This window comes from Streptomyces camponoticapitis (assembly GCF_014646115.1).
GTDB classification, from domain to species: domain Bacteria; phylum Actinomycetota; class Actinomycetes; order Streptomycetales; family Streptomycetaceae; genus Streptomyces; species Streptomyces camponoticapitis.
Genome location: NZ_BMMV01000015.1, coordinates 202,595 through 214,052, shown reverse-complemented (window position 1 = coordinate 214,052; position 11,458 = coordinate 202,595). Strand labels below are relative to the sequence as shown.

Genomic DNA, 11,458 nt, shown 5'->3' with positions numbered 1-11,458 from the left:
GATGAGGTGGAGGCGGTCGCGGAGTATTTCACGGACCGTAAGCGGAGCCGTCTGACGGTGTCGCACGCTTTTCATTCGCCGTTGATGGATCCGATGCTGGACGATTTCCGGAAGGTCGCGGAGAGCGTCACGTACTCGGAGCCGCGGCTCCGTCTGGTGCGGGATGTGGCGTCGGCGGACTACTGGGTGGCGCATGTGCGTGGTGCGGTGCGGTTCGCGGACGATGTGCGTGAGGTGGGGGCCGGGGGTGTGTCGCGGTTCCTGGAGATCGGGCCGGACGGTGTGCTGACGGCGATGGCGGGTCAGAGTGTCGAGGGGACGCTGGCGGCGACGCTGCGTCGGGACCGTCCCGAGGTGGAGAGTCTCTTCGCGGGTGTGGGGCGTCTGTTCGCGGCGGGTGTGCCGGTGGACTGGGACAGGGTGTTCGACGGTCGTGGTGCCCGCCGGGTGGACCTGCCGACGTATCCCTTCCAGCGCAAGCGCTACTGGCTCATCGAGCAGTCCAGGACCACGGCCGGGGCTGACGCGGTGGACCACCCTCTGCTGACGTCGGGGATCGTTCTCCCCGACACGGGCGGTGTGGTGTTCACCGGGCGTCTCTCCCTCGACACCCACCCCTGGCTCGGCGACCACGACGTACTGGGCACCCTGCTGCTGCCCGGCACCGGCCTGGTCGAACTCGCCCTGACAGCGGGCGAACAGGTCGGTTGCGGGACCATCGACGAGCTGATGCTGGAGGCACCCCTCGTCGTGCCCGAGAAGGGCGCGGTCGCCGTCCGTGTCCTCGTCGGCGGAGCCGACGACTCCGAGGCGCGCACCGTCGAGATCTACTCGTCCCTGGACGACGAGATCTGGACCCGTAACGCGGCCGGTGGCCTCGCCCCGTCGGCGGACGCCCCGCCGGCCGACCTGACCCAGTGGCCGCCGGTCGGCGCCAAACCGCTCCACGTGGACGGCGCGTACGAGCGACTGCTCGCCCGCGGTTACGACTACGGACCCACCTTCCAGGGGCTCAAGGCGGCCTGGCGGCTCGACGACGACGTCGTGTTCGCCGAGGTCGCGCTCCCGGAGGGGTCGGACGCCGCACGGTTCGGCCTGCATCCGGCGCTGCTGGACGCGGCGATGCACGTCGGGCTCATCGAGGAGGGCGACGCCTCCGGGGCACCGGAACTGCCCTTCTCCTGGAACGGTGTCTCGCTCCACCGCGCCGGCGCCTCCGCGCTGCGCGTCCGGCTGTCGAACCAAGGCCAGGACGGCACGGAGGTGCTGGTCACCGACGAGAGCGGCGCGCCCGTTCTCTCCGTCGCCGCCCTCACATCGAGGCCCGTCTCCACCGACCAGCTACGGGCCGACGGCGAACACCGCGAGTCGCTGTTCTCCCTCACCTGGACCAAGGCCGCCGAGACACCCGCGCTGGAGACACCCGTCGTGGTGTACGAGGTTCCGCGGGCCGACGGCGACACGCCCGAGGCCGCGCACGCGGTCGCCGACCAGGTGCTGGCCCGTATCCAGGAATGGCTCGCCGACAAGGGGGGCACCGAGGAGAAACTCGCCGTCGTCACCCGTCGCGCGGTGCCGATGGAGGGTGAGGACGTCGATCTCAGCCAGGCACCCGTATGGGGTCTGGTCCGGGCGGCGGCGGCCGAGAACCCCGGCCGGTTCCTGCTGCTCGACCTGGGGGACGGCGCCACCGTGCCGCCTCTGGTCGACCGGCCCGAGACGGCCGTCCGGGGCGGCGAACTGCTCGTCCCCGCACTCACCCGCGTACCCGCCGCATCGGTCGACGCGGAGCGCGATCCGTGGGACCCGGCGACGACGGTGCTGATCACGGGCGGTACGAGCGGTCTTGGCGCCATCGTCGCCCGCCATCTGGTGACCACCCACGGCGTCAAGCACCTCGTCCTGACCAGCCGCCGCGGTGAGAAGGCGCCCGGCGCGGCGGAACTCCACGCCGAACTGACCGCCCACGGCGCGCGGGTGGACATCGAGGCGTGCGACGTGGCCGACCGCGCCGCGGTCGCCGCGGTGCTGGACCGTCACCCCGTCGGGGCGGTGGTCCACGCGGCCGGTGTCGTGGACAACGGGCTCGTCCGCGGGCTGACACCGGAGCGTATGGACGCCGTCCTGCGCCCCAAGGTGGACGGGGCCTGGCACCTTCACGAGCTCACCGCCGACCGTGACCTGTCGGCGTTCGTCCTGTTCTCCTCGATGGGCGGCCTGCTGCTCGCGGCGGGTCAGGGCAACTACGCCGCCGCGAACGTGTTCCTGGACGCCCTCGCCCGCCACCGCCACCAGGCCGGACTGCCGGTCACCTCGCTGGCGTTCGGCCTCTGGGAGGCCGAGACCGGCCTCGGCGAACTGGCCGACGCCGACCGCAAGCGCATGCTCCGCATGGGCCTGCCCGCCCTCTCGCAGGAGGAAGGGCTTGCGCTGCTGGACGACGCGTTGCGTACGGGAGAGCCCGCGCTGGCGCCGTTCCGCCTGGACACCGCCGCCCTGCGGTCACGCCCGACGGACCGGCTGCCGGCGCTGCTGCGCGGCCTGGTGCCCGCCTCGCGTCGCCGCACCGGCGGACCGGGTGCGACGGGCGGCGGGGACGACGGCGCGGCGCTGCGGCGCGGCCTGGCGGCCGCCGCCGACCAGGCCGAACGTGACCGGCTCCTGGTGGACCTGGTGCGGACACACGTGGCGGCGGTGCTCGGGCACGACGGTGTGGACGCCGTCCGGGCCGACCGGGCGTTCAAGGACCTCGGGTTCGACTCGCTGACTGCCGTCGAGCTGCGCAACAGCCTGCGTACGGCGACGGGCCTGAAGCTCCCCGCCACCCTGGTGTTCGACCACCCGACGCCCGTGGCCGTCGCCGAGCGGCTGAGCGAACAGCTGGGCGGCGACCAGGAACCGGCTGCCTCACCGCTGGACGCCGAACTGGCCCGTCTGGAGGCGGCGTTGGCGTCGGCGACGCCCAACGAGGAGACCGCACTTCGCGTCGCCGAGCGGCTGCGCGCCCTCGCGGCCGGCTGGGCGGAGACCCACAGGCCGGACGAGAGCGAGACCGAACTCGAATCGCTCTCGGCCGACGAACTGTTCGACGTTCTCGACGGCGAGCTGGACACACGGTCCGCGCCGTAGAACCGCGCCGGACCGGAACAACCATCCATGACGAGGAGAACCATCCACGTGACCACCGAAGCGACACCCACGTTCCAGCAGGCCGACGACGCGTTGATCAAGCTGCTCTCGCCGCCCTTCCCCGACGACCCGTTCCCGATCTACGAGACGCTGCAGTCGGTCAACCGGGTGCACAAGTCCGCGCTCGGCATCTACGCGCTCTCCGGGTACGAGGAGGTGACAGCGCTCCTGAAGATGCCCGACGTGCACAGCGGTGCCCGTGCCGCCGCGCAGATGCGTGAGGACTGGGCCGACCACATCTCGCTGCGGATGTACCTGAACTCGATGGTCACCCTCAACGCGCCCGACCACGGCCGCGTCCGGGGCCTGGCCAGCCGCGTCTTCACCCCCAACAAGATCAAGAAGATGCAGCCGGCGGTCGAGCGGCGGACCGACGAGCTGATCAACGCCATCATCGAGAAGTCCGAGGGCGGCGAGCCGGTCGACATCGTCGAGATGCTGGCGATGCCCTTCCCCGTCGCGGTCATCAGCGACATGCTCGGCCTCCCCTACGAGGACGGCAAGCGCACCTGGGAGCTGGCCGACGACTGGTCACGCGTCTTCTCCGGCATCTACACCGAGGAGGACCTGGCGGTCGCCGACTCCGCGGCCGAGGAGCTGACCGGATACTTCCGTGACGTGATCAAGGCGTGCCGCGCCGAGCCCAAGGACGACCTGATGTCGTCGCTCGTCCAGGAGGCCACCAACGGCAAGCTCGACGAGGAGGAGCTGCTGGCGCTCATCCTCTTCCTGTTCACGGCGGGCTTCGCGGCCACCACCAACCTCATCGCCACCGGCGTGCTCGCCCTCATGGAGCACCCCGACGAGCTGAAGCGCTGGCGCGCGGACAAGAGCATCACGCCGACGGCCGTCGAGGAACTGCTGCGCCACACCGCCCACACCACGGCGTCGAGCCGTCTCACGACCCGCCCGATCACCATCGGCGGCACCGAGATACCCGAGGGCGTCCTCGTCCTGGCTCTTCTGTCCGCGGCGAACCGGGACCCGGCGAAGTTCCCCGACCCGCACCGTCTGGACCTGACCCGGGACAACGGCACCCACCTGAGCTTCAGCGCCGGTGGCCACTTCTGCTTCGGTGGCAGCCTCGCCCGTATGGAGGCCGCCGATCTCTTCCCGAAGCTGATCGACACGTTCGCGACCATGGAGCTGGCCGGCACCCCCGGGCGCCGCGCCATCATGGGCCTGACCGGCTACACCTCGCTCCCGGTGCGCCTCGGCCGCTGAACGGCCCGTACCAGGATCAGCCCAAGAAGGAGTCCCCGCGCGACGTTCGCGCGGGGACTCCTTCTTGGGTCGGGGGTGTTGTCGGAACTCGGCTCCGCGGAGCGGAAGTTCCTACTCGGAGGCGGGTGCGGGGGCGGTCCCGGTCTTCGTGAGGTCGGCCTCGTCGGTCGCGCCGGGTGTCCCGACATGGCGCAGCAGCACCGCCGCGCCCACGGCGCCCACCAGCATGACGGCGCCGCCCACCGCGGCGCTGAGGTTCATACCGCGGGTGAAGGCCTCCCCGGCGGCCTGGACGAGGGAGTCGCCCGCGTCGTCGGGCAGGTGCGCGGCGACCTCGGTCGCGCCGCCGAGCGAACCCTCGGCGGCCTCGGCCGCCTCGGGCGGCAGCCCCGACGTCGAGTCGGCGACGTCGCGGGTGTAGACGGCGGCGCCGATGCTGCCCAGGATCGCGACGCCCAGCGCTCCGCCGAGCTGGTTGCTGGTCTCGGGCAGCGCGGCCGCGGCGCCCACGCGTTCGGCCGGAGCGGCGGAGACGATCAGGTCGGCGGTCAGCGGGATCGCCATGCCGACTCCGGCGGACAGCACGCTCGCGCCGATCACCGCGACGGCCAGGTCCGAATCGGCGCGCAGCTGCGTCATGATGGCGAATCCCGCCGACGCGACGACCATGCCGACGGCGATGATGTAACCGGGGCGGACCTTCTTGGCCAGCCCGACCGCCACCGATGTCGTGACCGCCACCGCCAACGGCGCGGGCAGGGTCCAGAGTCCGGCCTCCAGCGGGCTCAGCCCGTAGACGAGCTGGATCCACTGGGTGGCGAACAGCAGGAAGCCGACCATCGCGAACAGGGCGACGAGGTTGACGCCGATGGACGCGGTGAACCCCCGGTCCCGGAACAGGCTCAGGTCGATCAGCGGGTTCGGCGCCCTGCGCTGGCGCATGACGAACAGCGCGCCGATGACCAGGCCGGCGGCGATGACGGCCGCGTGCTCCCAGGCGAAGCCGTCGTCGGCGAGTTCCTTGATGCCGTAGATGACCGGAAGGATGGCGGCGAGGGACAGGACGGCACCGAGGAAGTCGAAGCGGCCCGGCTCGGGGTCGCGGTACTCCGGCAGGAGCATCGGGCCGAACACCAGGATCAGGATGGTGACGGGGATGTTGATCAGGAAGACGGAGCCCCACCAGAACTCTTCCAGCAGCGCTCCCGAGACGATCGGGCCGAGCGCGGCGCCGCCCGAGAGACCGGCCGTCCAGATCGCGATGGCGGTACGGCGCTGGTTGGGGTCGTGGAACATGTTGCGGATCAGGGCGAGGGTGGACGGCGCGAGAACGGCCCCGGACATACCGAGGACGGCGCGCGCGAGGATCAGCAGCTCGGCGCTGCTCGCGTAGGCGGCGGCGAGTGACGACGCGCCGAACACGACCGCGCCGATCATCAGCAGCTTCCTGCGGCCGATGTGGTCGCCGAGAGTGCCCATGGCGATGAGCAGTCCGGCGAGCATGAATGCGTAGATGTCGACGATCCACAACTGCTGTGTGGCGCTGGGCTCCAGCGACGCGCTGAGGAACGGCAGCGCGAAGTACAGCACGGTCATGTCCATCGACATCATGAGGACAGGGACGACGAGGACGGCGAGGCCGACCCACTCCTTCAAGGTCGCGCGTTCGGGGCTCATGGAGTCGACTCTAGATCTGTATAAGTAATCCGTCTATGTCAGATTCTGTTTAAGACGATTGTTTAAGACAGATCTCTGATCACATGGCTAGACTTCACGCATGGGACACCGAGAGGATCTTCTGGCCGGCGCGAAGCAATGCCTGTACGAGAAGGGGTACGCACGTACCACCGCCCGGGACATCGTCGAGGCGTCCGGCGCGAACCTGGCCTCGATCGGCTACCACTACGGCACCAAGGAAGCGCTCCTGAACGCCGCCATCATGGAGGCGGCCGAGGAGTGGGTCCAGGAGCTGAAGAGGGCCCTGGCCGACGCGGCGGACCTGCCCGAGGACCCGATCAAACGGTTCGAGACGGTCTGGACCCGTGTGATCGAGCTGTTCGAGCGTCACCGCCCGGTGTGGGGCGCCCAGTTCGACGCGATCTCCCAGCGCGACCATGTGCCGGAGGTCCGCCGCTTCTTCGCCGAGGCCCAGCAGCAGGCACAGAAGGGCCTGGTCCAGCTCCTCTGGGACGGCAGCGAGCTGTCGCCGGAGACCGAGGCGGCGGTCGGGCAGTTCTACCACGCCCTGCTCAGCGGCGTGATGATGCAGTGGGTGGTCAACCCGGAGCACGCCTCGACGGGCGAATCGCTCGCCGAGGCGTTGCGGACGGTCGCGGAGAACGCCCGGCACTTCCGGTCAGGTACGGCTCTCTGACGCGGCGGCGGCCTCGCGGGCCAGCTGCGCGCGGTCGACCTTGCGGTTGGAGTTGAGCGGGAACTCCGCCACGTGCAGGAACGCCCTGGGCATCATCGGGTCGGGCAGATACGCGGACAGCTCGCGCCGCAGCGTCACCGGAGGGATGCGCTCACCGGTGTAGTAGAGGACGAGCTCCAGCCCGCCGCCCGCTGCCGGGCGGGTCACCGTGGCCGCGTTCTGGACTCCCGTGCACTGGCGGACGATGTGGTCGACCTCGGCCAGCTCGACCCGGAAGCCCTGGACCTGTACCTGGGCGTCCAGCCGGCCGAGGTAGACCAGCTCGCCGTCGTCCAGACGCCGTACGCGGTCACCGGTCCGGTACCAGCGGCGGCCGTCGCGCTCCAGGAACCGGCCCTCGTTGTCCTCGGGATCCAGGTAGCCGGGTGTCATCTGCGGTCCGGTGACGCACAGTTCGCCCTGCACCGCGGACTCCGTGTCCTCGTCCAGCAGCAGATGGTCGTGGCCGGGGTGCACCTTGCCGATCGGGACCACGCCGTTCACCGACTGGCGCTCAGAGGTCTCGGGCGACCAGCGGTGCCCGGTGATGGTCACGGTCAGTTCGGTCGGCCCGTACAGGTTCTCGATCTTCGACTGGGGGGCGGCGACCTGCCAGTCGGCGGCGTCCTCGTGCAGCAGCGCCTCACCGGCGAAGAAGCTCCACCGCAGGGTGGGCATCGACCCGGGCTTCAGGCTGCCCATCCGCCGGACGAAGGAGATGCCGCTCGGGGTGGAGAACCACACGGTCATCCGCCGGTCGGCGAAGAACGCCGGCAGATCCCGGTGGGCGGCGGCGGGGATGGCGTGCACCGGCGCCCCCTTGCCCCAGGCGCAGAACAGCTCGAACATCGCGCAGTCGAAGTTCAGGCCGACGTTCTGGCAGAACACGTCGTCGGGGCTGAAGTCGTAGCGCTCGTCCAGCAGGTCGAAGTAGTGGACGTTGGCCTCGTGCGTGATCGGCACGCCCTTGGGGCGGCCCGTCGACCCCGACGTGAACAGGACGTACGCGATGTCGGACGGCAGCACGGCCTCCGGCGCGTCGAGCGCCTTCGCGGGCGCGGCCTCGTCGAGGACGCTCAGATCCAGCTCGGTCTCCGCGAGCGCGGCCCGGCCGGCCCCGTCGGCGATGACCGTCGAGACGTTCGCGGCGGTGAGCATGGACCGGGTGCGCTCGGCCGGGAACCGGGGATTGAGCGGTACGACGGTGGCGCCCGAGTAGAGCGCGGCCATGATCCCGACGTACGCGGTCAGGCTCTTGTCGGCCAGCACGGCGACGTTGTGCGGCCCCTGCGGAGCCCTGTCGCGGAGCGCCCCGGCCCGGCGTAGGGCGAGCTCGTGCATCTCCTCGTACGTCAGGCTCTCGGCGTCCACACGGATCGCCGTACGGCCGGGCGACAGGGCCAGGCCGCGCAGGAACCGTTCATGCAGACCGTTTCCAGGGACGGGTGTCTGGGTCATAGTCCGTACTCCGAAGAGGAAAAGGGGTGGATAGGGGTGCCGACCGGTACTGCGCAGAGATTAGGTTGGCAGCGACGCCGACTATTCGGTAAACGTCGGGAAAACACAGGAGCCCGCATGTGGGACGAGTCTTTCGAGCAACTTCTCCGCAAACAGATTCCCTTGCTGGAACCGAATGAGGAGTTGACCGCCGAGTTGAGTCTGCGCGATTTCGGCCTGGACTCCATGGGAATGGTCTCACTGCTGTCCTCGCTGGAGGACACATATGGCGTCCGTTTCGTCGACGATGCCCTCGACACGGAAAACTTCGCGACTCCCGGAACTCTTTGGAAAACCCTCGAAGCCATGCGCTGACCGGTTCTTCCCGCTGCTATGCGATCGTGCTGCGACGGCGCGGTCGCATAGCCGTGTCCGGCTTCACGGCGATCACCTCGAACGCGCCGGTCATGACCTCCACACGGCCCCACAACGCGTCCTGCCCGGTGACGTAGACCCGCTCGGCGCCAAGGCCCTTGATCGTGTCGACGACCGCCGGCCAGCGCACGGTGTGCGTCACGGCGTCCAGCAGCAACTCCCGTACACCCTCGCCCGTCTCCACCAGCGATCCGTCGTGGTCGGACACCACGGGGACACGGGGATCGGCGAACTTGATGTCCGCGGTGACCTCGGTCGCGATCTCCTCGCGCAGCGCGGCGAACACCCCCGAGTGCATCGGGGGCCGCATGACGTACAGCGGCAGACCGCCCGCCGCGCGGAGCCGTCCCTGCAGCCACTCCACCACGTCCTCGTACACCGACAGCATGTGGAAGTCGTGGTCGACGTGGCAGGCCACCTCGTTCCAGTCGCCCCGCGCGTCCAGCTCCGCGCGGATCTCGGCGAGCCGGTCGGCCGGGACGCGCGCGAACGACTGGGTGACGATGTCGCGGTGCTCACGTGCGAAATAGGTGTCCACGCGGCGGCCCCACGCCAGGGTCATCTCGACTGCCTCGGCGAAGGGCAGCGCGCCCGAGTGCACCGCGGCGGCCGTGCCGCCGAAGCTGGCACCCGCGCAGGCCACCGGCTCCACGTCGTGCTCCGCGACCGTCCACTCGGCCAGCGCCAGGCAGTTGACCAGGAACGCGATCCGCGCCGGCTCCGGGAACGCGCCCACACCGTCCTGGGTCTCGCTCTCCCGGTACCGGTCGAGGAGGGAATAGCCCAGGATCCGGTCCGTCTCGGCGACGAGCCGGCGGGCCACGGGATGGGCCGCCATGAAGCGCGCCGAGTCGGCGAACCGCGTCGGGCCGATTCCCGGAAAGACAATCGCCGACATATTCTCGCTCTCCCTGTTTTCCGCGCTTATCGGGTACGTTCCGAAAGCCCGGCACTTCGGTCCTATGTTTCCGGTTCAGTCTTGTGTGGGCCCCCTGACGGCATAACCCCTAATGCCCCCTAGTTCTGGGGTGACCGGCCAGGAGTCCTTGTGGGGCGAAAAGCGCACCTGTTAGAAACGGGCTGGCATTAGTTGGTCGTCAAACGCTGAATCGGAAGGGTGGCGCATGAGCCCGAATGGAGCTCGTCCGGCCCGGGCGCACGCATCGGTGGACAATCTGCGGACTTATCTGCTGGCCGCCGCCCGGAGGGCCCCCGACCGGCCCGCCGTGATCCAGGCGGCCGCGGACGGCGGTCTGGAGACGGTCACCTACGGCGAGCTGGAGCGCCGCGTCGACGCCTGCGTCGAAGGGCTCGGCGCCCTCGGCCTGGAGGTCGGCGACCGCGTCATCCTGGAGTCCGACACCAACGCCGACGCCGTGGCGACCCTCCTCGCCTGCGCGACGCTGGGACTGCCGTTCGTGCCCACCAGCCCCGAGGTGCCCGACGAGCGCCTCCTGACGATCATCGACAGCGCCGAGCCCGCGCTGTACCTGCAGTCCGCGCACGGGAAGCGGACCGGCATACCGGAGTCGGTCGGCACCGCCCGGTTCGGCCCCGAGGGCCTCACCGTCGAGCGTCAGCCCCTGCCGCGGGTCCGGCGCCGCCGCGTGGTGACGCCCCTCGACACCGCGTACATCACCTTCACCTCGGGCACCACCGGCCGGCCCAAGGGCGTCGTCATGAGCCACCGCGGGGTCATCGCGTTCCTGCGCGGTGCGGAGGCGGCGGAGCTCATCACCTCCGAGGACCGGGTGGCGGGCACCTCGCCGCTCCAGTTCGACTTCGCGCTGTTCGACATCGGGCTCGCCCTCGGGCACGGTGCCACGCTGGTGCCCGTACCGCGCGACCGCCTCAACTGGCCCCGGCGCTTCCTGTCGTACCTGCGCGACACCGGCGCCACACAGGTCGACAGCGTCCCGTCGGTCTGGCGTCCCGTCCTTCAGCACGAGCCCGACATGCTGGCCGAGATGGGCCAGGAGGGCATCCTGCGCCGCATCGCGTTCTCCGGCGAGAACTTCCCCCTGGAGGAGCTGCGGCGCCTCCAGGAACTGCTGCCGAAGGCCCACTTCACCAACGGCTACGGCGCCACCGAGACGATGGCCGCGTCCATCACCGAGGTGCCCAACCCGCTGCCCGCCGAGACCGAGCGGCTGTCGATCGGCTACGCCGTCGCCGGCGCGGAGATGCTGCTCGTCGGTCCCGACGGCGGCCCGGTGGACGAGCCGGGCGTGCTCGGCGAGATCTACCTGCGCAGCCCCTCGCTCTTCTCCGGATACTGGAACGACCCCGAGGCCACCCGCGCCGTCGTCGTCCCCGACCCGCTCAACCCCCGTTCGGGGCAACTGGTGTTCAAGACCGGCGACCTGGCGTCCATGGGTCAGGAGGGCGAGCTGTACTTCCACGGCCGCGCCGACTCCCAGGTCCAGATCCGCGGCAACCGCGTCGAACTGGGCGAGGTGGAACGCCGTATCGGTCAGTTCGACGGCATCACCGGCGCGGTCGCGATGATCCTGCCGCGCCCGGACGGCGACCCGCTGCTGCACGCGTTCGTCACCTGCGCCCCCGACGGCCCCGCGCCGGACGCCAAGGCAGTCGTCGCGTTCTGCCGCGCCGCGCTGCCCGCCTACATGGTCCCGCAGGGTGTGCGCGTGGTGGACGTCTTCCCGCTGACCGTCAATGGCAAGGTCGACCGCGCCGCCCTGGCCGCCCACGTGGCGTCCTGACCACCCCGACCGCCTCCAAGCCTCTTCTTCGTTGCGG

Annotated in this window: 8 protein-coding genes; 5 read left to right on the top strand and 3 right to left on the bottom strand. The window is 70.3% G+C overall.

The features are described 5' to 3' along the window. The first annotated feature begins 93 nt into the window (after positions 1–93). Both IEY79_RS22945 and IEY79_RS22940 read left to right on the top strand, forming a co-directional pair. A complete protein-coding gene (locus IEY79_RS22945; RefSeq protein WP_189109447.1) occupies positions 94–3,129 on the top strand; it encodes a type I polyketide synthase in 3,036 nt (1,011 codons plus the stop codon). Between the two features lie 48 nt (positions 3,130–3,177). Continuing rightward, a complete protein-coding gene (locus tag IEY79_RS22940) occupies positions 3,178–4,413 on the top strand; it encodes a cytochrome P450 (protein ID WP_229701050.1) in 1,236 nt (411 codons plus the stop codon). A 111-nt stretch (positions 4,414–4,524) separates the two neighbouring features. On the opposite strand, the gene IEY79_RS22935 is transcribed toward IEY79_RS22940, so the two are convergent. Next, positions 4,525–6,090 carry an MFS transporter gene (locus IEY79_RS22935; RefSeq protein ID WP_189109446.1) on the bottom strand — a complete coding sequence of 522 codons (1,566 nt, stop codon included), beginning with the start codon at positions 6,088–6,090 and terminating at the stop codon, positions 4,525–4,527. 100 nt (positions 6,091–6,190) lie between these two features. On the opposite strand from IEY79_RS22935, the gene IEY79_RS22930 reads away from it, so the two are divergent. Then, entirely contained in the window at positions 6,191–6,787 is a 597-nt protein-coding gene (locus IEY79_RS22930; protein WP_189109445.1) for a TetR/AcrR family transcriptional regulator, read from the top strand. Here IEY79_RS22930 and IEY79_RS22925 read toward each other — a convergent pair. Continuing rightward, positions 6,770–8,284 (bottom strand): amino acid adenylation domain-containing protein, encoded by a 1,515-nt coding sequence (locus tag IEY79_RS22925; protein ID WP_189109444.1) that lies wholly within the window; start codon positions 8,282–8,284, stop codon positions 6,770–6,772. The two genes, IEY79_RS22930 and IEY79_RS22925, sit on opposite strands and share 18 nt — an antisense overlap. 117 nt (positions 8,285–8,401) lie before the next feature. On the opposite strand from IEY79_RS22925, the gene IEY79_RS22920 reads away from it, so the two are divergent. Next, the gene (locus IEY79_RS22920) at positions 8,402–8,638 is read left to right on the top strand and encodes an acyl carrier protein (RefSeq protein WP_189109443.1); all 237 of its coding nucleotides are present in this window, start codon (positions 8,402–8,404) and stop codon (positions 8,636–8,638) included. 16 nt (positions 8,639–8,654) lie between these two features. Here the strand turns inward: IEY79_RS22920 and IEY79_RS22915 are convergent, their stop codons facing one another. Further along, a complete protein-coding gene (locus IEY79_RS22915) occupies positions 8,655–9,596 on the bottom strand; it encodes an ACP S-malonyltransferase (RefSeq protein WP_189109442.1) in 942 nt (313 codons plus the stop codon). Positions 9,597–9,822: 226 nt separating this feature from the next. Between IEY79_RS22915 and IEY79_RS22910 the strand changes: the two genes are divergently transcribed. Next, the gene (locus IEY79_RS22910) at positions 9,823–11,421 is read left to right on the top strand and encodes an AMP-binding protein (RefSeq protein ID WP_189109441.1); all 1,599 of its coding nucleotides are present in this window, start codon (positions 9,823–9,825) and stop codon (positions 11,419–11,421) included. Positions 11,422–11,458: the final 37 nt, after the last annotated feature.